Here is a 25,462-nt window from a genome sequence, read left to right as displayed (position 1 = left end):
GGCGAGGCCCGCCAATCCGCCGGGGGCCCATCGAAGGAGCGTCCTCCTGCCGGAGGACTTAAGAGCGCAGCGTAATCCGCCAAGCTCCGTTGGCGGCTCATACATGGCGGATTACGCCTTCGGCTAATCCGCCCTACGTGAGTCCCAGAGTCATCACGGTTACCAGCCGAACTTGAGCTCCATGCCCAGATAGTTGGCGCTGCCGCCACCGGCGGCGCGCAGGCTGTCGCCGGCCTGGAAATGCACCGCTTCCAGCGACGCCGTGACGTTAGGGCTGACGATCCAGTCGGTGCGCAGCTGCGCGTAGGCGCCGGTCCAGCGGCTTCCCTGCCCCGCCGTGCGCGGCACGCCCGCCATGCTTTGCACGTACACTGCGTCGCCGGTGGTCTGGCGCCATTGCAGCCCGAGCGCCGTCGTCACGCTGAGCGCCTTCACTGGCTTGACCGTCAGCGACGGTTTCAGGTGTATCAGGTTGCTGTAGCCGGTGAGGCCGGCCAGCGAGAAGTAGTAGCCGTTGGCGAACAGCGGATTGAAGGTCCCCAGCTTGCCGTCGCCGGCGTGCCTGTCGCCGGAGGCCATGTCGAACTGCACGCCCAAGCGCGGCGTCCAGGGCGTCGCGGCGAAGGTGTAGCCGGCGATCGAGCCGATCGCCCAGGACGACACGCGCTTGGCGCCAACCTGGCCATGCTGCAGCATGCCCTCCACGTCCCAGTCGGCGTTGCCGGTCTTGCCGTTGTAGCGCAGGTCGTAGACATCCCGGCGCTCGTCGCCCTGCGCGTCGAGGAAACGCGCGCCGTCGCGCCGGTAGCGCGAGTAGTAGCCGGACAAATCGCCCGGGCCGAGGCTCTGCCGCTCCAGGCGCAGGCCGTTCAACGTCAGGTGGCCGTTGGAGTAGTCGTCGAAGCTGTCGACGCTGCGGTTTTGCACCGGCTGCGTGACGTAGCCGATTACGCGCCACGGTCCGTGCTCCCAGTCGGCCCAGACGCCATCGAACGCCTGCCGCACGTTCGGGCCGTCGCGCACGGCGATGAAGCGCTGCAGGTCGAAGGCCATTTCCTGCCGCCCCGCGCGCACCTTGACGGCGCCGTCGGCGGTGGGCACGGCCACAGTCACGAACAGCTGCTCGACATCAAGCTTGTCCTTGTCCGGTGGGGCGATCGACTGTTTTTGAAAGGCGCGCGCGTCAACCAGCTGGCCGAACACCTGCACGTAGCTGCCAAGCCGCAGGTCCGCGTGCACATTGGCGCGCTGGATCACGTAGCCGTCCGCCGGGGCGCTGCCGGCGCCGAACAGCGGCGTGGCGATGTGCTCATAGCGTTCACGCAAACCGCCACCGAGCGACAGATAGGACGAGCCGTCCGCACCCAGCGGGATGTATTTCAGGCCGTCGAGCGGCTGGCGCGGCAAGCACGGATCGGCCAGCACGCCCCAGTTCTCGTTCCAGCGGTTGAAGTTCACCGACGGGCGTTTGACGTCGCAGGGCGGCGCGGCATCGACAGGGGCCGCCGCCAGCGTCTGCGCGCCGGCGGCGGCGCCGGCGACCAGCGCCAGCACGCCACCGCAGCGGCGCAGCGCGTGACTAGTGCGCGGCATCGTGGATCTCGCTGATGTAACCGCCCGGGAATTGCAGCATCGCGCTGGCGTTGCCCTTGCTGGTCTTGTACGGCGGCGACAAAACAGTCACGCCATTGGCGGCCGCCTTGGCCAAGGTGGCCGCCATGTCGTCGACCTGATAGCCGGTGGTCTCGCGGCCGAACGGGAACGGCAGCTTGCCGTCGCTGACGAACACCGTCATCTTGCCGAACTTCGACGTCAGGTGCACGCGGCGAATCTTTTCGCCGGCGCGGCCGATCTCGCCGCCGTCGACCTGCTCGTCGCTGGCCACTTTGGCGTGCGCGAACTGCTTGAACTGGCCGATGAATTTGTCGGCCGACACGCGCGAGACGTACACGCGATTGTCCGGCACCGAGTGCAGCGGCGCGTACGACGGCGCCTTGGTGTGCCAGTACAACTGCATATTGACGCCGCCGGCCCACTGGATCAGCACATCCTTGCCGATCGGGTCGTCGAACGGTTCGACGGTGACGTCGGCGCCCGCCTCCACCGCCGCCTTGGTGGCATCGTTGATGTCGGTGACCAGGTAGCCGGTGCGCTCGGTGCCAAAGCCGTACGGAATCGGCGTCTGGAACGCGAACACCGACAGCATGCCCACCGGCGTTTGCACGTACTGCGACGCGGTCTTGCTCGGCGTCGGCGTGACGGTGAACACCGCGCGCGGCGAGGCCTTGCCGCCGAAGGTGTTGACGAAGCTGGTGACGAAGGCGTCGATGTCGGCGTTTTGCACGTACACGTGGGTGGTTTCGTACTGCGGCGCGACGGCGACGTCCGGCGCGGCCATGGCCAGCGCCGGCAGCGCCAGCGAGAAGGCCACGGCGTAGGAGGCGATGCGGGTGCGGATGGAATGCGTGCTCATATCTGACTCCAGAAAAGTGGATCGAAGTGCGGGATCGGAAGTGGCGCGACTGCGCGACTGCTGTCAACCGACTATACGCATGGTGCGCACGGATTCCACCCTCCTTCGGATCAGGTAGGCGCTATGCTATTTGTGTAGCGGATGTAGTGAACAGGAATGGGAACTGCGCCCGGCGTCGCGGCCGGCTGCTATTTTCTGCGGAATTTCAGGTACAGCGCCCATGACGCTCCAACCACCGCCGCAGCCCATGGATGATCGGCGACGATCCGGGCGCCTGCCAGGACGATCACGCCGAGCATCACCGCCGTGATCGCCCAGCCGATGAGGCGCCGCCATGAAAATGACGGCGCGTCCACGCCCGCATCGGCTGGATCGGTCTGCGGTGCCGTTTGCCCCTGCGACGGCGGGGCTTGATCCGCCGACGCATCGGGGAGTTCCCGCTCAACGCGAGGCGACGTTCCGGCCGTGCTTGCGGCGCGCATGGCAGGGGTGTAGACGCGCACCAGCGGCGCTTCGCCGCTTAACAGGCTTGCGGTAAGCTTCTCGTTCGCGCCCGTCTCGTTCGCCGAACGTATCAGCACCTCGACCAACCAACAGTACAGCCGCTCACCCCAATCCTCCACTGCGTCGAGCTCCTCCTGGTTCGCGCGAGCGTAGGAGCCGTTGTCGTTTTTCGGATTCATGTCGTTGTCAAATCGCGACTGCTGCCAATCGAGCGACGACAATATCCAGTACGCCTGCGAAGCGGCGGCGGACTTCGGGAACAGAGGCATTCTAGCCCGGTGCTGCTCCGACACGGGACCGTAATATGGTCCTGCGCGCACTTCGCTGGACGGAACATTAGTATCAAGATCGCGGGCGATGGCCGCCGCCAATTGTTTCCAATTGGTGTCAGGCACTGACAATTCACCTGTCCGCGTTTCGACATGCAAGAAGCTATCGATGGCGCAACCGTACCGGGCGGCGTCGGGCGCAGCACGGCGCGCCTCACTAAGGTCGGTCGGAAGCAATGGATGCGTTATCCATGCTGCGCGCTCCCGGCCCACCGCCCAGATCTCGTGGCGGTCCGGGTAATGAACAACCACCGCATAGTCGACGCGCGCCAGCGCGTCCGGGACGGGGATTTCAAACTGCGAAAACATGTGAAGCGACAAGCGCGTGGCGCCCGATCGCCCAAGAACAGCGAGCCAGAGCGTAAAATCACTCGCCAGCACGGCGTGGTCGGGCTGGCGGAACTGCAGGCGGGCGTTCCAGAAGATGGCGTGTTCGTACCAATCCTCCAGCGCGATCTCCTTGCGCAAATGCTTGGTGCCGTAGCTGACCAATGCGACCAGGCGCAGGATGGATTCTTGACGCAAGCTTGCTCCTCAATAAAGGTAGAGGGAGAGCTTACCAGTATCCCAGCCGGGTTCGCTGGCCACTAAGGATCTCTCCTGAATTTCAAATAGAGTACCCACGGCAGGGCAATCAGCACGGACAGCCACGGGACGCGCGCGATGATGTTGGCGATGGCCAGCACCAACAGGCACAGCGCCGCAAATCGGACGACCGCTCCGATGCGGCTTATCCATTTTGCTTGCCGTGGTTCCGGATCGATGTCTGCCGGCTGCGGAGAAGACGTGGGGCCACGCTCACAACCTGGCGGTGGCTTTTGAAGGCGCACCAGCGGGGCGCCCTGCTGCAACAGGGCCGACGCGCGGTACTCGTTGGCGCTACGCAGCAGCACTTCGGTCAGCCAGGCGCGCAGGCGCATCCCCCGCGCCATCATTTGCGCCGCGTCCGCGTCGCTCATTTGACGATAATCGCTGTTCTCGTTCTTTGGATGCGTGTCGTTGGCGAAGGTCGCCTCCTCCGAGTCCAGGATCGTCAGCAACCAATGGGCTTGGGCAGACACTTTGGTGACGGGAAATAGCGGGAACTTTGCCCATGGCGGATTGCCGGATACGTTGACACAAAACGGCGCCGCCTCTCCCGTGTGCGGGAGCGATGGGATATCGAGCGCCAGATCCAGCGCGATGGCGGCCGTCAGCTCCGGCCAGTTGGTGTCGGCGACCTCCAGTTTCCCCAGCAGGTCTGCTACGCGCCAGCAAGTGTCGATAGCGCCGCCCCACGATGTCGAGTCCGGTATGTAACGCTCTGTGGGCCACAGCGGATGTGTCAACCACCCCGGCAGTTCGCTGCCAACGCTCCAAATCTCGTAACGATCAGTAAAGTGCGCGACCACGGCATGACCTTCGTCAGGCGACGCGCGAGGCAGGTCGATGTCAAATTGCCCGGCCAGATGCAGCGATAGCCGCGTCGCCCCGGATGCCTTGAGTATTTCCAGCCACAGCGTGAAGTCATCCGCGAGCAGTGCGTTGTCCAGATCGCGAAACTGCAGGCGCGCGTCGAAAAAGACGCCGTGACGATACCAATCCTCCAGCTCAATCTCGTTGCGTAGGAATCGGGTGCCGTAGCTGACCAATGCGACCCGGCGCAGGATGGATTCGTGACGCAAGCATGCTCCGTGTGTTGTTTGATAGCGACAAGCTTACCAGCATCGCATGACAATCAGGCAAGAAGCCCCTGTTCAGGTAGCCAATTGACAAGCGATTCGTCGAAGTATACGCTGTATACATGGCTGAGCAAACCACATCGAACAAGATTCTGGCCGCCGCGCGCGCGCTGCTGGAACGGGAAGGCGCCGACGAGGTGAGCATGCGCCGCGTCGCCGACGCCGTCGGCATCACGCCAATGGCGATCTACCGCCACTTCGCCAATCGCGAGGCGCTGCTGAAGGCCGTCGCCGACGCGGCCTTTCTGGAGGTGGCGCAGGAATGGGCCACGCGCGCCCGGCGCCCGGATTTGATGCAGGCGTTGCGGCACTCCATGGAAAACTACCTCGACTATGCGCTGCGGCACCCGCATATGTTCGATTTCAACTTTTCGGTGGCGCGCGACGACGCGCGCCGCTTCCCGGAAGACTTCCGCGCCCGCAGTTCGCCCACGCTCAACGTCGTGGCGGACATGCTGACCGAAGCGATGCGGCAGGGCCTGCTGCGCGAGGGCGATCCGTGGGACATCGCCATGACCTTGTGGGCGCAGGCGCACGGCCTGATCGCCCTGTACCGCGCCGGCCGCTTCAGCTATGACGAGGAACGGTTCCGCGCCTTCTACCTGCAATCCATTGGAGTGGTGTTCGATGGCATCATCCGCTAAACATTCTCTCGTATGGGCGGGCGCCGCCGCGACCATCCTGTCCGGCGCCGCTTGGTGGTTCGGCACCGGCCTGCATCCGCAAGCGTGGCTGACCTGGCTTGCGCCGTTGCCGCTGTTGCTGCTCGCACCGCGACTGCGCTGGCAATATGCCGCGCTGGCCGCACTGGTCGCGGGCGCTTGTGCCGGGCTGAATCTGTGGCACTACCTGATCGATATTATCGGGTTGCCGCTGCCCGTCGGTGTGCTCGCCGCACTCGGGCCTGCCGTAACGTTTGCGCTGGCCTTGCTATTGTTTCGCCGGCTGTGGCTGGTGCGACGGTATGCGGCCGCCGCGCTGGCGTTTCCGTCGGTGTGGGTCACGCTGGATTACTTGTCGTTTCGTGGTTCGCCGCACGGCACCTTCGGCAGCCTGGCCTATAGCCAGCTGGACTTTTTGCCGTTCGTGCAGTTTGCAAGTCTGACCGGTATCTGGGGCGTCACCTTTGTGCTGCTGCTCGCGCCAATTGCCATCGCGGTAGGCCTGCTTCCCGGGCCGGACCGGCAACAGCAACTGCGGGTGACCGGCGCGACGTGCTTGCTGCTCGTGCTGGTGTTCCATTTCGGCTTCAAGCGCTTGGACATGCAGGCAGACGACAGCCTTCGCGTGGGACTGGTGTCGATTCCCGGGCCGATACGTCCGGCAATGTTGTCGGGCGACGGACAAGTCCTACTCAAGCGTTATCTCGCCGCCATCGATACCCTTGTCGAGCGCGGTGCGCAGGTGGTTGTGCTGCCGGAGACCGTGATCAGCACCGATCAGGCGGCCATCCCCGAGTTTGTCGCCAGCGCGACGCGCAACAAAGTGACGATCACCGCCGGCGCCGCCATCACGGACGCCACGCGGGGGCAGCGCAACAGTGCACTTGCCTTCCTACCCGACGTGGCGGAGCCCGTCTTCTACGCCAAGCACCACCTGATTCCGGGCTTCGAGGACCAGTACCAGCCGGGCGCGGACTACACCATGCTTCCCGGCACGCGCACCGGCTTGGCGGTATGCAAAGACATGGATTTCCACGACACCGGCAGCGCCTATTCCGACCGGGCGGCCAGGCTGTTGCTGGTGCCCGCGTGGGACTTCGCGGCGGACGGACGGATGCACAGCCGCATGGCCGTCATGCGCGGCATCGAAAGTGGATTCGCCGTCGCGCGCGCCGCTCTACGCGGCAACCTAACCTTGTCGGACAATCGCGGCCGCATCGTGGCGGAAACGTCGGATGAGCTTGGCGATGCCACCTTGATTAGCGAAGTGGCGTTGCATCATAACCGCACCTTGTATGCGCAGTGGGGCGACTGGTTCGCCTGGCTGTCCATCTGCACCTTGGGCGCGGCCCTGGCCTTGTCGCGCGGAAAGCAGACCTGATTCCACATGGCATTCCTTCATACAACACCACCGCAGAGCGCCTGCGCACAACAGTGACTTAGCGTACAGAACAGCTAGTCGCGACGTTGCACACTCGACCTCAAACTCACCACAAGAGGCGACACATGCGACACAAATTTGCCGGCGCGACACCTGCCATCCTCGGCGCCGTGCTAATGGCTTGCACCGGCTTTTCGCATGCTCAACAAGGCGACGGCACGCGCGTGGCGATCGCCGTCGCCATCGTCAAGCCCGACAAGGTCGAGGCGACGCCCGAGCGCATCGCCGCCATCAAGGCGCCTGCGGGCTTTACGGTAACGGCCTTTGCCACCGGGCTGAAAAATATCCGCATCGTCGCCGTCGCCCCCGACGGCACGATCTACGTCAGCCGGCGCGACCAGGGCGACGTGCTGATGCTCAAGGACGCCAACGGCGACGGCCGCGCCGACGGGCCGCCAGTCACCGTGGCCAACCGCGCCGGCGCGCACGGCCTGGCGATCCGCGACGGCAAGCTCTACCTGGCCACGGTGAAGGAGGTCTTCGTCGCCGACATCCTCGGCGACGGCACGCTTTCTCCGTTGAAGCTGATCATCGGCGATCTGCCGGACTCGGGTCAGCATCCCAACCGCACGCTGGCCTTCGGGCCGGACGGCATGTTGTATATCAGCGCGGGATCGACCTGCAACGTCTGCAACGAGAGCAATCCGGAAAACGCCACCCTGCTGCGTGCCACGCCGGACGGCAAGCAGCGCACCATCTTCGCGTCGGGGCTGCGCAACACCATCGGCTTCGACTGGCACCCGCGCACCGGCGAACTATGGGCGCCCGACCACGGCATCGACTTCCTCGGCGACGACGACCAGCCCGAAGAGCTGAACAAGCTGGAACTGGGCAAACAGTACGGCTGGCCCCATGTCTACGGCGACGGCAAGATCTACCCCCAAAGCACGCCTGTTGGCGATATCACCAAGCAAGAATGGAAGGCGCGCAGCGAGCCGATGGTGCTCGGCTACACCGCCCATGCGGCGCCGATGCAAATGCTGTTCTATCGCGGCAGCAATTTCCCGTCCGAGTACCAGGGGGACGCCTTTGTCACCATGCGCGGCTCGTGGAACCGCAGCGCCCCGTCCGGCTACGAAGTGGTGCGGATCCGCTTCGCCGACGGCCAGGCCAAGTCGATCGAACCATTTGTCACCGGCTTCCTGACGGACGGCGGCAAGACCCACATCGCGCGTCCGGTCGGGCTGGCGATGGCCAAGGATGGTTCCCTGCTGATGGCTGACGATGGCAATGGTGTGCTTTATCGCATTGCCTACTCGGGCCAGGATAAGGGATCGGCCCCGCTGCCGCCGCCACCGGCCGGTCCGATGCAACAGCAGGCGCAGAAGGGAAACAATGTGCCCCTCGCGCTGACACGGGCGCCATCCAGGGGCGACGCCAAGCTGTCCGTGCGCAGCCCGGCATTCGCCGGCGGCGCGACGATGGCCGCCAAGTACAGCGAATATGCCGACGGTGTGTCGCCGCCGCTGACGTGGGCAGCCGTCGATGGCGCCAAATCCTATGTCGTCATCGCGGAAGACCCGGACGCGCCGCAAAAACCGTTTGTGCATTGGCTGGCGTGGAATATTCCGTCATCGGTCACCGCCTTGCCCGAGGGATTGCAGGAGCAGCCCCGCCTGACCGAGCCGGAGGGCGTGCTCCAGGGCAGGAATACGCGCGGCTCGCTCGGCTACTACGGGCCGCGTCCGCCGGTCGGCGATCCGGCGCACCACTATCACTTCCAGGTATTCGCGCTCGATACGACACTGACGCTTCCGTTCGGCGCGGATCGCGACCAACTGCTGCAAGCGATCCAGGGACATGTTCTGGCCAAGGGCGAAGTGGTCGGCCGCTACGCTCAGTCGCAACAACCACCGAAGTAACCATCCCCCAACCAAAGGAGACACCATGAAAACGACGCAATTTCTGACCGCATTGACCCTTGGCATCGCCTTCGCCCATTCCGCCTCCGCCCAGACGGTATCGAAAGCCGACACCGACCGCCTGAACGCCATCGCGCAAGCCAACATCGCCGAAATCGAAACCGGCAAGATCGCGCTGGAAAAGTCCAGCAACGCCGACGTCAAGCAATTCGCGCAGTCGATGATCGACGACCACACCAAAGGCCTCGAGGAGACCAAAAAAGTGGCCACCGCCAAGAAGCTGACCTTGCCGACGGAGCCCGATGCGGAGCATAAAAAGATGGCCGAGAAGCTCAAAACCCTGTCCGGCGCCGCCTTCGACAAGGAATATGTCAGCAAGGCCGGCGTTGCCGACCATGCGAAGGTGCATGCGGCGCTGAAACAGGACATCGCCAAGGCGCAGGACTCGGACGTCAAAGCATTGGCGACGAAGCTTGAGCCGACCGTTGCGCATCACGGCGAGATGGCCAAAAAGCTCAACGCGGCGATTAAGTAATCGCGCACGTTTTACAAGCAAACAGGAATGGGAGGACACCTCTTTTTGAGCCATCCGGCGGCGCATTGGCGTGTGTCGCCGATCTGGAGTACGGGGCAGGAGAGCAGGCGGGTTAGAATAAAAAAAGATCTAGCGGCAGGGCAACTACTTATGCCACTTACTCCGCTGGAGGGTCCAAGCCTCTTAACAGCCCATCCGTCGCAAGAATGTCCGTCACCGTCTGTTCTTCGATGGCATACACTCCACGCGCGGCGCGCCAGACCAATTTCTTCTCCTGAAGGGCCAGGAGTGCTTGTTGAACGCCGGGCACATCGATTCGCACATCGTCCTCGGTTTCGTCCGCCAGTTGCAGACCTCTCCGGTATAGCTCCATGGTCGAAGCCTCAAAGGGCGCGTAGTCGCTGCCGGTCGCGGCCATCACGCGTAAGACCACTTGCTGGATAGGGGTCAAACTGCGGATCACTTTGCGTTGTACCTGATTAATTTCATTTGCCAGATGGCGGACCTCGTTTTCGAACATGTCCGGGCCGGTATCCGCACTGATTTCGAAATTGAACCGCAGCGTGTCGGCTGCGGAACCCAACAATTCAGGGCGATAACCGGCCTCCACGAAAAGGGGCCACACCTTTTCCGGGGACAGTAGGAATGGAAGTTCCGCTTTCTGACAAAACCACTCGATGAAATCTTTCCCGAGCATGGGGAAATTAACCATCGGCGCACCGTAAAACGCTTGGTCCTTACTGTTTCGAAGCATGGCCAGCTTGTCACGGTTCGAGCCGGTGCAGACTACCCGCAAGCCGTGGTGATGCGAACTGTTTAATTCATCGCGCGCCGCCTTCAAAGCAAACAGGGCTGCAATACCGGGGTCGGTCGTGATTGCATGTTGAGCCTCGTCGATGATCAGGACGATCGCCTGCCTGGTTTCATCGGATAGCGCCACAAGCGCTTGGGTCAGAGATACGTCCTTCCCCAACCCCACGCGGTCGAGGTCAAAATTGACAGCACCGCCAACAGCGATCTTACTTAACCCGGATGCCTTAGCCAAGCGCATGACAACACCGGCTTTCGTTGCAAGCGAAGCTCGAATGGCCGCGACAATGACCTCGCCGGGATCTGTTGTCGGATTCGCCCACAAATCGGCGTAGACGACGAGGGCACCGGCACGCTCGAAAGCCGGCCGCAGGTCTTCACGGACGAACGTCGACTTGCCGGTGCGGCGCGGCGCCGCGAGAAACACGCCCGAGCTGGCGGCGCTACCGACTGCGACAGTCAACACTTGCTTGGCAAGCCTCTCCGCCAACACAGCCCGGTGGAACAACTCTGGTGCGTGGGACATGATGACATCTCCCTCTTTATAGAAGACTATAGAGGAATTATAGACCGATTATTTTTGCTGTCACTGGCGGCACAGATGTAAAAATGCCCTGCAAATCAAAGACTTGCAGGGCGTGCACACTTGTTGCCTGAGTTGGGCATCAGGAGGGTTATACCTACTAAAAACTGTTGGTTGTCGCTGTGTGTAAGTGGAAGATAACTCATCTTTTCTCACGATGGGTGACCTCAGAATGTGGGTAGCGGTGCCAGATAGATTGGTTTTCCTCTTCGGGAGACGTTTTGCTCTGGATCTGTGGGTGGAACTGAGCCGCCCAGCTCAGATGCCGCCACGCAACGTGCTTACGGAAACAGATTCGGAACGGTGGCACAAACAACATAGCTGGTGTCGCAGTTGGGCGTTGGTGTGACACTGACTGCTCTACCAAGTACGCTAGCCAGTTCGAGGTAACAAGTTAGCCAATTAAAGTAACAATATTATTGCATTCATGAAAATACGGTGGCAGCATAGCACTGCCTTACCAACAGTCTCGACAAGCACGGTTTCATGCAACTGTACCCTGTCGTTGATAGATCAACTAATGCTATGGATGGCGGAATCATGGATGAAATAGTCGGCAATAACATTCTCATCGTCACCTCCAACTCGACGGAAAAAAATGAACTAGAGATGCGGTTGAAAGAACGAGGGGTGAACCTGAAAAAGATGTACCGGTCCCTGTCGAGCAGGTTGAAGGTGGGCGTCCTAGATGGCTATCCTGTCGTATTGCTCTGCGCAGACCGCGGCTCATTCAAAGATGATTCCGTGGGTGTTCTGCTGCCTAAAGTATTACCTTATCTCCGGCCAAAGCTTGCGCTCTTAGCAGGATTTTCCTATGGCCGGCGCGACAGTATCCAGCTCCACGATGTGGCCATTTCACGCGAAGTTGTCTCACTTGTCGACTTCAAAGCAGGTACCCAAGGGCTCGATTTTCGAAGCTTTCCCCGAATTGTCTCGTCAATCGCACAGGGGGAACTAGACACGCTCATCGCTGACATGTTGGCACACCTGACGACCATCTTCAACAAGCTCGGCCTGAAGTCCAAGCTGCACATTGGATCAGCGCTGAGCGGCGAGGTAATGGCGGAAAACGAAGAATTCCTAGCCTCTCTGTTTGCGGAATTTCCTGGCTCCTTGGGCGGAGACATGGAGGGGCACCCTTTTGCCGCCCACTGCTCGGCGCAAGGCTACCCTTGGCTCATCGCGAAATCGCCGAGCGACTTTGGGGGAGGTACCATCGGTACCGGCAATGGCCAAGCTTACTCAGCAAAGATGTCGGCAATTTCAACGGTCGAAATGGCAAGTGCTTACGCCAAGCTTAAAAAGCTGAGCTGCCCCGAGAGCATCGTGTCGGCCCTTGAGGCTTCACCCGGTGAACCGCTGGAATGTCTGGTGATGCCCGATGAAACCGGGATACACGCCAATTCGGATTACCCGGCGAGCATTCGGAAATTTGTGACGATGCTTGCTCTGCCTCAAGCATACAACCGGGACTTTCAGGATCATCTGGTCGGCTTGGTGAAGGAAATTGCGGAGAACGCCACGAAACATGAGCGTTCCACTACGGTGTATCTGCGTGGCAGTGCAGATCAGATGATCGTCGAGTATGACGGCCAGCCCTTCGATATAGTGGAAAAATTTAGGGAGATGCGTGTTGGCGGCGGAGGAAAGGGAGAGTTTGACTCGTTCAATCAGCTCTACACTAGCGACAATCCGATTGCTAAGATTGAATGGGAACATTCAAGCGGTAAAAATCGGGTAATGTTCAAATTTCTCTACACAGGTTCCGATCTGCGTAGGAATTTCTTCTGCTCGCTTTACCTCAATGTCGATGAAATCCGCGAATATGCATACGGTTTCGAGCCCAGCTTTTCCGAGCTATCAGGATGCGAGACAGTCTGGTTGAATGCCGAGAATACGCTGGTTAGCCTGTCTGACTGGTACTTGTTGCTTCAGCTGGTCAGGAAAATCCCGAAGACGGTCAACGCCATCAAGGTTCATGGATGTCCGGGCAGACTTGTCGCTAAGTTTCGCGAGCATTTCAGCCAATTCGACCCTAGATTGGAATTCATATAAAGTGTTGATTTGCACCGAAAACTGACCCACCTAGCCGCATAATTTGCATCGAAAATTGACCCACGTTTAGCACACAATCCTACTTATCTGAATGAGTACGGGATCGGAGTGACCGACGTGGGCATTACTAGGAATTATTAGGCGCTGGCATCTTCGCGACCAAGTCTCATTGAGGGAAATCGCCAAGCTCCTCGGCATCTCGCGCAACACCGTCCGGCGCTACCTACGCTCGGAAACGACCGAGCCCTCCTAAGCGGAGCGTCAATCGGCCAGCGCCATCGACTCATACGCCTTGCAGCTCGCAGGCTGGCTCAAGACCGAGGCGGCCAAATCACGCAAGCAACGGCGCAGCCTAAAACAGCTTCACGAGGACCTATCGGAATTGGGGTTCAAGGGGTCTTACGACCGAGGGCGGCGTTCGCCAGGCAATGGAGGGAGGGTCAAACGGAGTGGGTCAATTCGGCGCGCAAACGAACACTCTGAACGCCGATTTGTGGATAGCACTCGCCCGCGTGCAGACAGCACTCGACGATTCCGTCATTAGGACAACAGCCTGCCGGCGACACACAGGTGCTGCCTTATGTCTCGTCTGATCTAACGCCTTCCTGTTCGGGGCGTTTTACGCTCAAGCTGTTCAATTTTTGTTCGATCTGAGCAAGGGCTGAAAGGTGATCGTTCAAAGCTTTTTCACGCTTTTTTTTTCGCCATTCACGAAAGCTTTTTGTCATCATAACAATGTCTTCTTCCAATTTATCCAAAAACGGGATGCATTGCGCACCATAGCTGAATTTTCGGTCCAACAGTTGCGCCTCGATCAGCGCCAACGGCGAATTGGCCGGTGATACGACTGCTGATGTATCGATGTACTTATCCAGAACTTGCTTTGATGTATCTACAAGATTGCAGTCAAGGAAGGTGCTAGCGAGTAATTGCGGGTCCAGAGCTTCAAACCGGGTATGGGAGCGCAAACGGTAAGGCCAGTCCTTACTTTCCAAAGGCCTGCGAAAACTTGCACCGTCTTCTAGTTGGAACTTGATATTTTTTAAGCAGCCTTTGGTATAAACATCTAACTCGCTGTGGAAGTCGAACCACGGAAATTCAAACACTGGAGTGTGGTCACCGTATTCAAATGACTGAACCGCGACCCCTGGATGGAATTCCAAGTAGGCAAATACACGGCCGTCCTCCCAGCCCAATAGAAGCCTTACTCCTTCGACCACTTGAACGATACCACCGACTTCGCTGTTGATCCCTTCAACTTCAAGCCGCGCTGGCGCACTGCTCCGAACAATAATTCCGAGGAAAGCGAAAGGCCAACCAGAGACTGAGTATCCGTGAAAGGAATCTTGCTCCCAATCATCATCACTGAAAAGATCTTCTTTGTATCTAGCGCGCACTTCATGTACTTCTCGAAAATAATCTTTCAAGTTGTGGCGCCGAATAATCTCCACAAGTTTAAGCCGTAACAACTGCCATACCGTGTCCGCCGGTAAAAATTTGTCTTCATCGATTTTTTCATGACGGCCAAACGCATTCGACCCTTCGGCTAATCTTAAGATAGCATCATGAGACGGCTTCTTTGTCAACTTTGCTGCGGACAGTGCCAACGCCAAATATTTTTTGGGGTCAGCACTTAACTTGAGTGGGCTAGTGCGCTGGTGTCCGGCCCTTAAGCAGTATTTACTCAACGAGTTAGATGCGGCCTCCGGCGAGCTGCACGCTATGCCTGCGTCCAAGACGATAGATCCTTTATGTACCCCTAACGCCTTTGCCTCTTGCAACAGGCCACTAAGATTTCGCGCGAGGACAATGCGCTCCGACTCGGGCAGCCTGCCTTTGTAGTCGAACATTTTTTGCTGCGCAGCTCTTGCCGTGAGAATGTTTGCGTTCGCAGGCGACATGGCGTTGTGGGGCATGGCTTGTCCAATTAGAAGCGGCGATAACCTGGCTGCTGGGCACGCGTGTAGCGCGCCCGCGTGGAATTAGCGCGAGAACTGACGCCAGTCTGCGGTGTTCGAACGGTAAGCCAGACCACCCCCTTCGAGTCGGGCGCAGCGATAGAAGTAATAATCCACACACACCCAAAATCGGTTCCTTTGAGATGTATCGGCATACCGATATGTAATGCATGCAAAGGCACCGCTATGCCGCCATCCAAACGTCGACGATTCCACATAATTCCTCCTTGAAAAAGTAGGAGTAATTTTGCTGAATCCCAGCAATGCCGTCTCTACTCTTTGTGAGAATTATAGGATAAAAAGAATAGATTTTATTAGTCGAATTGTATAGATTTTTTCTAGAAAAATGAACAGATTCTATTCACCGAACTCATCTCGCCACGCCCAGACCGAGACTCGCGTAGCACTCGCCAGTACCTTCGCCTTCATCGTCTCAAAGAACACCGCTTCTGTTTGTTTTTGGGGGGCGTAAGCTTCGACGTCCCGAGCCAATTGAAAAAACGGTTCACTGGGTCGCTGCGAGGCCTTGTTCACAACTAACACAGAAGGTAGCAGCTTGTAGCGATCATAGATGGCGCTCGAGATCTGCCCCAACAATTGCCCCGTGAGTGCGCGGTGATGGGGGTGGCGCCAACTTAGACCAATGTCATTCATGAACTCACCATACTCGGACGTCTCGCCAGCCTTGGCCAGCGCATGTAGTCGCAGCAGGGCCAGTCGCGCGGTACGCGGACGATGATTTTCTTGGTAGTCTAATTCTTCCGCGAGGGAATCCGAAGTCACACCATTCCAGACAGTGCCTGCCGCTGCAGTTATCGACATGAGCTTGAGACGAGAAGAGTCTGTGCCGGCCTTCCGCAGCAAACTGCTTTTGGTAAGCCCCAACATCTCAGCCGCAGCGCCCAATGGCACCATAGTGGGGAAGGCGCCAGCTAGCAGCCGCTGCTTGAGTTCGAAAACAGTGAAGTGCGTAGTCATAGATGCTTTCTGAAAATTCAAGAGGGCTCCATCCTAATCCGTATCAAACGAAATGTATACAACGAAATGAAAAGAACTGTTCCCATGCAAGGAAAATTGCCCATTTCCACAAGACCCGTCTGCGCTGGCGGGCGAACGCTGCGCGTGGTCGTATGACCCTTCATAGCCCATCTCGGATCTAGTGAAGTTTTGCAATGTTAATTTGCAGCGAAATCTAAGCAGCGACGCACCTTAAAACAGATCCACGAGGACCTACGGAAGCGCTGATTTATTCATCGGACACCGTTCCGTGCAGCAGGCCGACCTGAGACAACAACGGCATCCCCACTGCCCGCCATCGACCATGCAAAAGAGCTTTTCCGACCTCGAATACGCCGCCAAGAAAAAGTTGACGCGGCGCGACCGCTTCCTTGCTGAGATCGACAGCGTGACGCCGTGGGGCAAGCTGCATGAAGCCGTCGAGCCGTTCTATCCGAAGGTCGAAGGCGCCGGTCGGCCACCGATCGGACTCGCTCGCATGTTGCGCATGTACGTGGCCCAGCAGTGCTTTGGTTTGTCGGACGAAGGCATTGAAGATGCGATCTACGACAGCCAATCCATTCGCGCTTTTGTCGGCATTGATCTGGGCCGCGAGTCGGCGCCGGCCGCGACGACCTTGCTGAAGTTCCGCCACTTGCTTGAAGCCAAAGGCTCACACGTCATATCTTCGAGACGATCAACAGTCACCTCGCCGAGAAGGGCCTGATGATGCGCGAAGGCACCATCGTCGACGCCACCCTGATCGCCGCGCCGCCGTCGACAAAAAACAAGGACGGCAAGCGCGATCCCGAAATGCACCAGTCTAAGAAAGGCAATGACTGGCACTTTGGTATGAAGGCCCACGTCGGCGTCTATGCTGCTTCGGGCCTGGTGCACACGGTCATTGGCACGGCGGGAGATGTCGCCGACGTGACGCAGGCGCACGCGCTGCTGCACGGCGACGAGAGCGCTGCGCTCGGTGACGCCGGCTACCAGGGTGTGGAAAAGCGGCCGGAGAACATCGGCAAATCGGTGGCGTGGCACGTGGTCATGAAGCGCTCCAAACGCAAGGCGCTGCCCAAGAATAAATTGGGACGAATGACCGAGAAGCTGGAGCATCTGAAGGCCAGTGTTCGCGCAAAAGTCGAGCATCCGTTCCATGTCATCAAGAACCTGTTCCGTCATCGTAAAACGCGCTATCGCGGCCTAGGCAAGAACACTGCACAGCTCTTTACGTTGTTCGCCTTGGCCAATCTGGTGCTCGCCGGCAGGGGCTTTAAGATCACTGAATCGCGCAGTCCGTCCTGATTGGCGGAAGGCGCCAAGCATCACGCCAAATCGGCCGAAAAACGCGCTTATTCGACTCGCCATTCGAGCATTTCGCGCGCCGATCAGGCTCAGAAAGCTAATTAATCAGCGCTTCCCTAGCTGTTCGGCTACGTCCTCACCCAAGAAGCGTAGTCTGCAACCACAAGACGGGCACGCGTCGAGGGCGAGCAGGTGTACCTCTTCATCGCGGGGCAGGTGCTGAGGCAGCAGCTTACGTACGTGCTTATTACTTTGCCCGCGGGCAGTTTCAGGTATCGCCTTGGCCACCTTGCTTTCACCGGCACGAAGCGTCCCTGCTCATGACGTTTAGCCAGCAAGCATAGGCCGTCGCCGGTCCACCACGCACCTTGATCATGTCGGCGCGCCGACCACGAAGCACGAAGAGATGGCCGTTGAATGGATCTTCGGCCAGAGCGGTCTCCACTCTTGCCGCTACTCGTTCATGCCCGCACGCATATCGGTGATGCCGACGGCGAGCCAAAACCTGGTGCCGGCGGGAAGCGCAATCATGTGGTGACACCAACATCGATCAAATACCCCCGGCACTCAAGGCCACGCTGAGCGAACGCTTACAAATGAAGCTCTTGCGGAAGCTAGAAAGGCAAATCGTCTTCAAGATCGTTGATCTGCTCTGTGACGCGTGTTGCAAAGTTGAGGACTTGCGAGCACAGCAGGTCAATGTCTTGAGCGGTGATCGATACCGCGCTACCGTCCTTGGTATAACCACTCCGGTGAACTATGTCGTGCCGCTTCTTAATCGCTTCCGCAAATTCATCTACCCCGACGGCTAAGCCAAGCCCATACTTGAACAACGGCCCGACGGTCTTCCAGTTGTGCCAGACTATATGTTGCATATGACCTAGAACGTCCTCTTTTAGCGACTCGCACCGCTCGAAAATTGTTCCTAATTTGATCGGTTGATCACGGAAATGTGGATGCTTCGTGATAATATTTTTTACTACGTGCGGCGTACACTCAACCCAAAATACCATCGTTTCCCAAAGAAAGGATTCCAGTGCTGCGATAGCGGCGCTGAAGGCAGACCTGCGCGCGAGTTCCTGTGCTTTCGTGCTGCCAGTTAGCGTCGCAAGTTCCTTGGCATCGGCAAGCCTATCTTTGGCGTTCGCGAGAGGTTGGGCTCTTCCATTAATCGAAATGGCGAAGTCCTCGTTATACGCGTCGTAGTCGTAAATTGGCTCGGGCCGACGCGCCCAAGTGCGACCGCCTTCCTCAAGAAATTCAGCGATCCCCTGCTGGAGAACTTCTTCCCACACTTTTCCCTTAAAGCGCTTTGTCAAAACCTCGGCTGGATCGTATGCCCCGTACAGGCCGTAGACCGCCGCAGGATGCTGGCCAGCTTCCATTGCTCGGTGACCATTCATATACCGTTCGTCGAACCAAACTCGCATAGCGGTAACTTGCTTGTCCGCGTCCGCACCGCTCAACCAGAAGTCATCTACTTCGAGCCACTCATCACGCGACCCGATAAATGCCTCAGGCGGCAGATTGCTCGCTTCGTCGTTCCCGTAGAGATAGTCTTTCATAAGTTGAGGCCGAAAAATTTTGTCGATTATGAAAAGTGAAGAAGGCTTACGAGAATTGTGCCGCAGTAGAATGTTAGTGCTGTTGACGAGCAATCTCTAAGAATTGAGATAAAAAAAACCCGCTCTTTGTTGAGAGAGCGGGCATTCGAAAAATACTTCGAAATTAGAACGGAATGTCGTCATCCATATCCGAGAAGTTCGGCGCCGGCTTCGGTGCTGGACGTGGCGCCGGAGCGGCCATCTGCGGACGCGGAGCCGGAGCCTGACGCTGCGGCGGGGCCGATTCGTAGCCGCCGCCATCATCCATGCCGCCGCCATCGCCCATGCCTTGACGGCCACCCAGCATTTGCATCTGCTCGGCGATGATGTCGGTCGCGTATTTCTCTACGCCGTCTTTGTCGGTGTACTTGCGGGTTTGCAGGCGGCCTTCGACGTAGACCGACGAACCCTTTTTCAGGTACTGGCCGACGATTTCCGCCAGGCGGCCGAAGAACGAGATGCGGTGCCACTCGGTCTGCTCTTTCTGCTCGCCGGTGTTGCGGTCCTTCGATTTGTACGATGTCGCCACGGCAATGTTGGCGATCGCGTCACCGCTAGGCATGTAGCGAATTTCCGGATCGCGACCCAGATTGCCGACGATGATGACTTTGTTGACTGATGCCATTTATAAAACTCCTGAGTAACGACGGCCGCGCAGGGCGGGCTGTGTATAGAAAATCTAGACAGCGATTATAGCATCGTCGATCGCGTGGATTCCGTGGAAAACCGCCGCGCGTCTGTCCCGCTATTTCAGGGACCCAATTAAAACACGGCAAGAAAATACTGGTATTATATACAGTGTCAAGGCCGGCACGTTCGATGCACATCAAGCCCGGCGCAAGTATATCCAAACCCGGCTATAGTTACGGGTTGACTCTAAAGGCCAAATCAATGGAACAGATCCGCATCCGCGGCGCACGCACGCACAACCTCAAAAACATCAATCTTGACCTCCCGCGCAACAAGCTGATCGTGATCACCGGCCTGTCCGGCTCCGGCAAGTCGTCGCTCGCCTTCGATACGCTGTACGCCGAGGGCCAGCGCCGCTATGTGGAGTCGCTGTCGGCCTACGCCCGCCAGTTCCTGCAACTGATGGAAAAGCCGGACGTCGATCTGATCGAGGGCCTGTCGCCTGCCATTTCGATCGAGCAGAAAGCCACCTCGCACAATCCGCGTTCGACCGTCGGCACCGTGACCGAGATCCACGATTATCTGCGCCTGTTGTACGCGCGCGTCGGCACGCCTTATTGCATCAACCATCCGGACCAGGCGCTGGCCGCGCAGACCGTGTCGCAGATGGTCGATGCGGTGCTGGCCATGCCCGACGATACCAAGTTGATGATCCTGGCGCCGGTGGTGGCCAACCGCAAGGGCGAGCACTCCGACCTGTTCGAGCAGATGCAGGCGCAAGGCTTCGTGCGCTTCCGCGTGCAGAGCGGCACCGCCGCCGCGAAGATCTATGAAGTCGACGACCTGCCCAAGCTGAAGAAAACCGAGAAGCACACCATCGACGTGGTGATCGACCGCGTGAAGGTGACCGCCGAGATCAAACAGCGCCTGGCCGAGAGCTTCGAGACCGCGCTGCGCCTGGCCGATGGCCGCGCCGTGGCGCTGGAGATGGATAGCGGCACGGAGCACGTCTACTCCAACAAGTTCGCCTGCAATACCTGCGGCTACTCGCTGCAGGAGCTGGAGCCGCGCCTGTTCTCGTTCAATAACCCGATGGGCGCGTGCCCGGAGTGCGACGGCCTCGGTCACATCGAGTTCTTCGATCCGAAGCGCATCGTCGCCTTCCCCAACCTGTCGCTGGCTTCCGGCGCGGTCAAAGGGTGGGACCGACGCAACCAGTTCTATTTCCAGATGCTGTCCAATCTGGCGGCTTACTACGAGTTCGATCTGGACCTGCCGTACGAGCAGCTGCCGAAGACCGCGCAGGAAGTGATCCTGCACGGCTCGGGCAAAACGCATATCCCGTTCACGTATGTGAATGAGCGCGGCCGCACCGTCGTCAAGGAGCACGCGTTCGAGGGTGTGGTGACCAATCTGGCGCGCCGCTACCGCGAGACCGATTCGATGGCCGTCAAGGAGGAACTGGCAAAGTTCATCAACGAGAAGAAGTGCCCGGCGTGCGAAGGCGCGCGTCTGCGCATCGAGGCGCGCTACGTGAAGGTCGGCAGCGGCAAGCAGGAAAAGGCCATCTACGAGATCGCCGAGAAGCCGCTGCGCGAGACGCTGTCTTTCTTCGAGCAGCTGAAGCTCAAGGGTTCGAAGAAGGAGATCGCCGACCGCGTGGTCAAGGAGATCATCTCGCGCCTGAAGTTCCTCAATAACGTCGGCCTCGATTACCTGTCGCTGGACCGCAGCGCGGACACGCTGTCGGGCGGCGAGGCGCAGCGTATCCGCCTGGCGTCGCAGATCGGCTCCGGCCTGACGGGCGTGATGTACGTGCTCGATGAGCCGTCGATCGGCCTGCACCAGCGCGACAACGACCGCCTGATCGAGACGCTCAAACACCTGCGCGACATCGGCAACAGCGTGCTGGTGGTGGAGCACGACGAGGATGCGATCCGTACCGCCGACTTCATTGTCGACATGGGCAAGGGCGCCGGCGTGCATGGCGGCGACATCATCGCCCAGGGCACGCTGAAGGACATCCTGAAGAACAAGCAGTCGCTGACGGCGCAGTATTTGAACGGCACGCTGAAGATCGCGGTGCCGAAGAAGCGCCACGTCGCCGATCCGGACAAGCAGCTGGTCATCACCGGCGCGACCGGGAACAATCTGAAGAAGGTCAACCTGCACCTGCCGGTCGGCCTGATGACGTGCGTGACCGGCGTTTCCGGTTCGGGCAAATCGTCGCTGATCAACGATACGCTGTATCCGGCGCTGTCGCGCCACCTGTATGGTTCGCAGACCGAACCTTCGCCGCACGATTCGATCAGCGGCCTGGAACACTTCGACAAGGTCATCGCCGTCGACCAGGCGCCGATCGGCCGCACGCCGCGCTCCAATCCGGCGACGTACACCGGTTTGTTCACGCCGATCCGCGATCTGTTTTCGACGGTGCCGGTGGCGAAAGAACGCGGCTACAGCGCCGGCCGATTCTCGTTCAACGTCAAGGGCGGCCGCTGCGAAGCGTGCCAGGGCGATGGCGTGATCAAGGTGGAGATGCACTTTCTGCCCGACGTCTACGTGCCGTGCGACGTTTGCCACGGCAAGCGCTATAACCGCGAGACGCTGGAAGTCCAGTACAAGGGCAAGAACATCACCGAGATCCTCGACATGACGGTGGAGGACGCGCACGAGTTCTTCAAGCCGGTGCCGCTAATCGCGCGCAAGCTGCATACCTTGCTGGACGTGGGCCTGGGCTACATCAAGCTCGGTCAAAGCGCGACCACCTTGTCGGGCGGCGAGGCGCAGCGGGTCAAGCTGTCGCTGGAGCTGTCCAAACGCGACACCGGCCGCACCTTGTACATCCTGGACGAGCCGACCACCGGCCTGCACTTCCACGATATCGATCTGCTGATGAAGGTGATCCACCGCCTGCGCGACCAGGGCAACACCCTGGTCATCATCGAGCACAATCTGGATGTGATCAAGACCGCCGACTGGGTGGTCGATCTGGGACCGGAGGGCGGCGCGGGCGGCGGCAAGATCATCGCCGCCGGCACGCCGGAGGATGTGGCCAAGAACCCGGCCAGCGTCACCGGCAAGTACCTGGTGCCGCTGCTGAACTAATCGGTCAGGTGTAAAACATGAAACGGGAGCTCCCTCTCTCACCGCTCGATCAGATGATCGATATCGTCGGCCGGTTCGCCCGCGACGACGAGCGGTACGAGACGGTGATCCCGTTTTTGTCGTTGCTGCGGTCTTCGCGGCCGACAGCCGTCACGCGCGGGGTTCTCAGGCCCTCGTGCTGCGTGATTCTTCAAGGCGGCAAGCGCGTGCACCTTGGCGCCGACGTTCTCGATTACGGTCCCGGTGAATATCTTGTGGTTTCTGTCGACCTTCCGGCTTCCGGGCAGGTACTCAACGCGACATCGGGGCAGCCGTATCTGCTGCTGAACATCGAATTCGATCCCCAGGAAATCGCCGCCATCGTGGCCGAGGCGCGTATCGCGATGGCCGATGACGCGCAGCCGGTGCGTGGCGCGTTCGTCGGAAGATCCGACGCCGGTCTGCTGGAAGCGTTGAACAAGCTGGTTCACCTGCTGGATGCGCCGGCGGCGGAGGCGGCGTTTCTGGCGGTGGGATTGAAGCGGGAGATCATCTACCGCCTGCTGACCGGGGAATACGGCCGGCAGCTGTATCAGAACGTGGTGCTCGACCAGCAGGATCGCGGCATCAGCAAGGCGATCGCGTGGCTCAAGGATCGCTTCGACCAGCAGCTCAAGGTGGAGGATCTGGCGCAGGCCACCAATATGAGCGTCTCCAGCCTGCACCACCGCTTCAAGGCGGTGACGACGATGGGGCCGATGCAGTATCAGAAGCAGCTGCGCCTCCAGGCGGCGCGCACCTTGCTGCTCAATGGCGATATCGACGCCGGCACCGCCGCCTACAAGGTCGGCTACGAAAGCCAGTCCCAGTTCAGCCGCGAGTACCGGCGCCTGTTCGGCGCCCCGCCGATGCAGGATGTGAAAAAGCTGCGGGTTTAACGTTATCCTTTAGCTAGCCGTCACCGTCCGCTTCTCGTCCACCACCCAATCCTTGATGTGCTTTTCCAGCACGTCCATCGGCAACGCGCCCGCGCCCAGCACCTGGTCGTGGAACTTGCGGATGTCGAAACCGGCGCCCAGCTCTTTGCGGGCGTAGTCGCGCAGTTCGAGGATCTTCAGCTGGCCGATCTTGTAGCCCAGCGCCTGCCCCGGCCAGACGATGTAGCGGTCCGTCTCGCTCTGCACGTCGACTTCCTCGATGCCGGAATGGTCATGGAAGAAGTCCACAACCTGCTGGCGGTTCCACTGTTTGTAGTGCAGGCCCGTGTCCACCACCAGGCGGATCGCGCGCAGCATTTCATCCTGCAGGTGGCCGTAGTAGCTGTAGGGGTCCTTGAAGAAGCCCAGTTCCTCGCCCAGACGTTCCGAGTACAGCGCCCAGCCCTCGGCATAGGCGGTGTAGTTGCCCTGCTGGCGGAACATCGGCAGGCCCTCGATCTCTTGCGCGATCGACAGCTGCATATGGTGGCCCGGCACGCCCTCGTGCAGCGCCGTCGTCTCGATGCTGATGGTGGAGCGGTCCTTGAATTCGCCGGTGTTGACCATCACGCGGCCGGGACGCTTGCCGTCCGGCGAACCTGGCATGTACGCTGCGGCTGAAGCGCCCTTCTCGCGGAATTCCTCGACCTTGATAATCTCCACCTTCGCCTTCGGCAGCACGCCGAACTGCTGCGGCAACTGCGTGTACATCTGGTCCGTGTATTTCTGATACAGGTCGATGATCTCCTGGCGCGATTTCGGATGCGTGGCAGGATTGGCGGCCAGCGCCTTGTTGAAGGTCTTCAGATCCTTGAAGCCCAGCTTTTGCGCCGTCTCCAGCATCTGGCCTTCGATGCGGGCGACCTCGGACAGGCCCAGTTGATGGATCTCCTCCGGCGACATGTCGGTCGTGGTGGAATTCTTCGCCTTGAAGGCGTAGCGCGCCGCGCCGTCCGGCAGCGACCACATGCCCACTTCCTTGCGGCCGTGCGGCAGGTATTTGGTCTTGGTGTAGACGGCCAGCTTTTTATATGCGGGATTGACGTGGGTACGCACGGCGGCCAGCACCTCCTTGCTCAGGCGGGCCTTGTCGGCGGCCGAGAACTCCTTCGGAAATTTCTTCAGCGGCTCGGCGAACGGCGACTTGGCCGGCGCCATCGCGGCGACGTCCTCGCACTGCTTGACGATCTTCGGTATCAGGAATTGCGGCGGCATCAGCTTGTCGCCGACGCCCTTCTCCATTTGCACGCGCGTCTCGTCGAACAGCTTGGGCAGCGATTGCAGGCGCTTGATGTAGTCCTCGTAGTCCTTGACGGTGTCGAACGGCAGCGCCGAGACGATCATCGGCGCGTCGATGTGGATGCCGGAGTTCTGCGCCAGCGGCATCTCCCAATCCTTGAAGCGGGCGCCATCGACGTTCTGGCGCAGCTGGCGCACCATCAGTTCGCGGTTCAGCTGTTCCTGCAGCGGGAAGCCGCTGGTGTCGACCGCCTCGAAGCGCTTGAGGAAGTCGCCGCTTACCTTGATGTCCTCCTCGATGTTCGCCTGCGAGAAGTCGGACCACCTGTCGTTGTAGCGCTTATCGCCCAGCAGCGACGCCCATTCGGGGCTGTTGCGCATCGTGTACTCCCACTGTTCCTTGATCAGGCTATTGAGGGCGGCGCGGCGGCCCTCGAGGTCCGGCGCGGCGTTCGCGGATTGGGCGTGGGCCGGGCCAAGCAGCAGGGAAAACAGCAGCGCGCTGGCGACGCCAAGGCGGGTGGTGGTCAGCTTCATGTAGGACTATCCATAAAAAGGGTCGAGCATGCACTGTAAATGAAGCGACGGCGCGGCGGCGGGCTTTTGTGACGGATGGCGAAAACGCGGTAGCAAAGCGCATTTTTGCGCGACAGGCAGAATCAGGCAAAGATCGTGCAGGAACCCCACT

Annotated in this window: 19 protein-coding genes and 1 pseudogene; 9 read left to right on the top strand and 11 right to left on the bottom strand. The window is 59.7% G+C overall.

The window, feature by feature from the left end; all coding sequences use genetic code 11:
- Positions 1 to 159 precede the first annotated feature (159 nt).
- The 4 genes from AC0IYS_RS01675 to AC0IYS_RS01660 form a co-directional block, all read right to left on the bottom strand.
- A complete protein-coding gene (locus AC0IYS_RS01675) occupies positions 160 to 1,593 on the bottom strand; it encodes an alginate export family protein (protein ID WP_471703549.1) in 1,434 nt (477 codons plus the stop codon).
- Entirely contained in the window at positions 1,580 to 2,473 is an 894-nt protein-coding gene (locus AC0IYS_RS01670) for a glyoxalase (RefSeq protein ID WP_471703548.1), read from the bottom strand. The genes AC0IYS_RS01675 and AC0IYS_RS01670 overlap by 14 nt, the downstream gene beginning before the upstream one ends.
- A 188-nt stretch (positions 2,474 to 2,661) precedes the next feature.
- On the bottom strand, positions 2,662 to 3,831 hold the full coding sequence (locus tag AC0IYS_RS01665; protein WP_471703547.1) for a hypothetical protein: 1,170 nt from the start codon (positions 3,829 to 3,831) through the stop codon (positions 2,662 to 2,664).
- A 62-nt stretch (positions 3,832 to 3,893) separates the two neighbouring features.
- The gene (locus tag AC0IYS_RS01660; protein WP_471703546.1) at positions 3,894 to 4,970 is read right to left on the bottom strand and encodes a hypothetical protein; all 1,077 of its coding nucleotides are present in this window, start codon (positions 4,968 to 4,970) and stop codon (positions 3,894 to 3,896) included.
- Between the two features lie 119 nt (positions 4,971 to 5,089).
- On the opposite strand from AC0IYS_RS01660, the gene AC0IYS_RS01655 reads away from it, so the two are divergent.
- The 4 genes from AC0IYS_RS01655 (at position 5,090) to AC0IYS_RS01640 (ending at position 9,527) form a co-directional block, all read left to right on the top strand.
- Positions 5,090 to 5,671: a TetR/AcrR family transcriptional regulator gene (locus AC0IYS_RS01655; RefSeq protein WP_471703545.1), complete on the top strand. Its 582-nt coding sequence runs from the start codon at positions 5,090 to 5,092 to the stop codon at positions 5,669 to 5,671.
- Positions 5,655 to 7,070, top strand: coding sequence for a nitrilase-related carbon-nitrogen hydrolase (locus AC0IYS_RS01650; protein WP_471703544.1), 1,416 nt, complete (start codon positions 5,655 to 5,657; stop codon positions 7,068 to 7,070). Before AC0IYS_RS01655 ends, AC0IYS_RS01650 begins: the two co-directional genes overlap by 17 nt.
- A gap of 125 nt (positions 7,071 to 7,195) precedes the next feature.
- Positions 7,196 to 8,992, top strand: a complete 1,797-nt coding sequence (locus tag AC0IYS_RS01645; RefSeq protein ID WP_471703543.1) for a YbhB/YbcL family Raf kinase inhibitor-like protein — start codon at positions 7,196 to 7,198, stop codon at positions 8,990 to 8,992.
- Between the two features lie 25 nt (positions 8,993 to 9,017).
- Positions 9,018 to 9,527 (top strand): DUF4142 domain-containing protein, encoded by a 510-nt coding sequence (locus AC0IYS_RS01640; protein ID WP_471703542.1) that lies wholly within the window; start codon positions 9,018 to 9,020, stop codon positions 9,525 to 9,527.
- A 157-nt stretch (positions 9,528 to 9,684) separates the two neighbouring features.
- Here AC0IYS_RS01640 and AC0IYS_RS01635 read toward each other — a convergent pair whose 3' ends face one another.
- Entirely contained in the window at positions 9,685 to 10,863 is a 1,179-nt protein-coding gene (locus AC0IYS_RS01635) for an ATP-binding protein (RefSeq protein WP_471703541.1), read from the bottom strand.
- Between the two features lie 597 nt (positions 10,864 to 11,460).
- Between AC0IYS_RS01635 and AC0IYS_RS01630 the strand changes: the two genes are divergently transcribed.
- Both AC0IYS_RS01630 and AC0IYS_RS01625 read left to right on the top strand, forming a co-directional pair.
- Positions 11,461 to 12,975: a phosphorylase family protein gene (locus AC0IYS_RS01630; RefSeq protein WP_471703540.1), complete on the top strand. Its 1,515-nt coding sequence runs from the start codon at positions 11,461 to 11,463 to the stop codon at positions 12,973 to 12,975.
- Positions 12,976 to 13,108: 133 nt separating this feature from the next.
- Positions 13,109 to 13,452, top strand: a pseudogene (locus AC0IYS_RS01625) (helix-turn-helix domain-containing protein); the annotation flags it as partial.
- A 101-nt stretch (positions 13,453 to 13,553) separates the two neighbouring features.
- Here the strand turns inward: AC0IYS_RS01625 and AC0IYS_RS01620 are convergent.
- Both AC0IYS_RS01620 and AC0IYS_RS01615 read right to left on the bottom strand, forming a co-directional pair.
- Positions 13,554 to 14,891: a hypothetical protein gene (locus AC0IYS_RS01620; RefSeq protein WP_471703539.1), complete on the bottom strand. Its 1,338-nt coding sequence runs from the start codon at positions 14,889 to 14,891 to the stop codon at positions 13,554 to 13,556.
- Between the two features lie 399 nt (positions 14,892 to 15,290).
- Positions 15,291 to 15,932: a hypothetical protein gene (locus AC0IYS_RS01615; protein WP_471703538.1), complete on the bottom strand. Its 642-nt coding sequence runs from the start codon at positions 15,930 to 15,932 to the stop codon at positions 15,291 to 15,293.
- A 322-nt stretch (positions 15,933 to 16,254) separates the two neighbouring features.
- Here AC0IYS_RS01615 and AC0IYS_RS01610 point away from each other — a divergent pair.
- A protein-coding gene (locus AC0IYS_RS01610) for an IS5 family transposase (protein WP_471708777.1) occupies positions 16,255 to 17,237 on the top strand; the annotation gives its coding sequence in 2 pieces (ribosomal slippage) (positions 16,255 to 16,600 and positions 16,600 to 17,237; 984 coding nt in all).
- A gap of 295 nt (positions 17,238 to 17,532) precedes the next feature.
- Here AC0IYS_RS01610 and tnpB read toward each other — a convergent pair.
- The 3 genes from tnpB to ssb form a co-directional block, all read right to left on the bottom strand.
- Positions 17,533 to 17,784 (bottom strand): IS66 family insertion sequence element accessory protein TnpB, encoded by a 252-nt coding sequence (gene tnpB / locus AC0IYS_RS01605; RefSeq protein ID WP_471703537.1) that lies wholly within the window; start codon positions 17,782 to 17,784, stop codon positions 17,533 to 17,535.
- Between the two features lie 67 nt (positions 17,785 to 17,851).
- On the bottom strand, positions 17,852 to 18,802 hold the full coding sequence (locus AC0IYS_RS01600; protein ID WP_471703536.1) for a hypothetical protein: 951 nt from the start codon (positions 18,800 to 18,802) through the stop codon (positions 17,852 to 17,854).
- 163 nt (positions 18,803 to 18,965) lie between these two features.
- On the bottom strand, positions 18,966 to 19,466 hold the full coding sequence (ssb, locus tag AC0IYS_RS01595) for a single-stranded DNA-binding protein (protein ID WP_315216250.1): 501 nt from the start codon (positions 19,464 to 19,466) through the stop codon (positions 18,966 to 18,968).
- Between the two features lie 266 nt (positions 19,467 to 19,732).
- On the opposite strand from ssb, the gene uvrA reads away from it, so the two are divergent.
- Positions 19,733 to 22,579: an excinuclease ABC subunit UvrA gene (gene uvrA / locus AC0IYS_RS01590; RefSeq protein WP_471703535.1), complete on the top strand. Its 2,847-nt coding sequence runs from the start codon at positions 19,733 to 19,735 to the stop codon at positions 22,577 to 22,579.
- A gap of 17 nt (positions 22,580 to 22,596) precedes the next feature.
- A complete protein-coding gene (locus AC0IYS_RS01585) occupies positions 22,597 to 23,496 on the top strand; it encodes an AraC family transcriptional regulator (RefSeq protein ID WP_471703534.1) in 900 nt (299 codons plus the stop codon).
- Between the two features lie 9 nt (positions 23,497 to 23,505).
- Here AC0IYS_RS01585 and AC0IYS_RS01580 read toward each other — a convergent pair whose 3' ends face one another.
- Positions 23,506 to 25,311 (bottom strand): DUF885 domain-containing protein, encoded by a 1,806-nt coding sequence (locus AC0IYS_RS01580; protein ID WP_471703533.1) that lies wholly within the window; start codon positions 25,309 to 25,311, stop codon positions 23,506 to 23,508.
- Between the last annotated feature and the right edge of the window lie 151 nt (positions 25,312 to 25,462).

The organism is Duganella sp. AC237 (assembly GCF_979254035.1).
The sequence above is the reverse complement of the archived record's forward strand: the minus strand, read 5'-3'. Positions and strand labels throughout refer to the sequence as shown.

Coding starts and splice junctions, on each gene's coding strand:
- AC0IYS_RS01675 (WP_471703549.1), bottom strand. CDS start 1,593: ATGCCGCGCACTAGTCACGCGCTGCGCCGCTGCGGTGGCGTGCTGGCG.
- AC0IYS_RS01670 (WP_471703548.1), bottom strand. CDS start 2,473: ATGAGCACGCATTCCATCCGCACCCGCATCGCCTCCTACGCCGTGGCC.
- AC0IYS_RS01655 (WP_471703545.1), top strand. CDS start 5,090: ATGGCTGAGCAAACCACATCGAACAAGATTCTGGCCGCCGCGCGCGCG.
- AC0IYS_RS01650 (WP_471703544.1), top strand. CDS start 5,655: ATGGCATCATCCGCTAAACATTCTCTCGTATGGGCGGGCGCCGCCGCG.
- AC0IYS_RS01645 (WP_471703543.1), top strand. CDS start 7,196: ATGCGACACAAATTTGCCGGCGCGACACCTGCCATCCTCGGCGCCGTG.
- AC0IYS_RS01640 (WP_471703542.1), top strand. CDS start 9,018: ATGAAAACGACGCAATTTCTGACCGCATTGACCCTTGGCATCGCCTTC.
- AC0IYS_RS01635 (WP_471703541.1), bottom strand. CDS start 10,863: ATGTCCCACGCACCAGAGTTGTTCCACCGGGCTGTGTTGGCGGAGAGG.
- AC0IYS_RS01630 (WP_471703540.1), top strand. CDS start 11,461: ATGGATGAAATAGTCGGCAATAACATTCTCATCGTCACCTCCAACTCG.
- AC0IYS_RS01620 (WP_471703539.1), bottom strand. CDS start 14,891: ATGCCCCACAACGCCATGTCGCCTGCGAACGCAAACATTCTCACGGCA.
- tnpB (WP_471703537.1), bottom strand. CDS start 17,784: ATGTTGGTGTCACCACATGATTGCGCTTCCCGCCGGCACCAGGTTTTG.
- AC0IYS_RS01600 (WP_471703536.1), bottom strand. CDS start 18,802: ATGAAAGACTATCTCTACGGGAACGACGAAGCGAGCAATCTGCCGCCT.
- ssb (WP_315216250.1), bottom strand. CDS start 19,466: ATGGCATCAGTCAACAAAGTCATCATCGTCGGCAATCTGGGTCGCGAT.
- uvrA (WP_471703535.1), top strand. CDS start 19,733: ATGGAACAGATCCGCATCCGCGGCGCACGCACGCACAACCTCAAAAAC.
- AC0IYS_RS01585 (WP_471703534.1), top strand. CDS start 22,597: ATGAAACGGGAGCTCCCTCTCTCACCGCTCGATCAGATGATCGATATC.
- AC0IYS_RS01580 (WP_471703533.1), bottom strand. CDS start 25,311: ATGAAGCTGACCACCACCCGCCTTGGCGTCGCCAGCGCGCTGCTGTTT.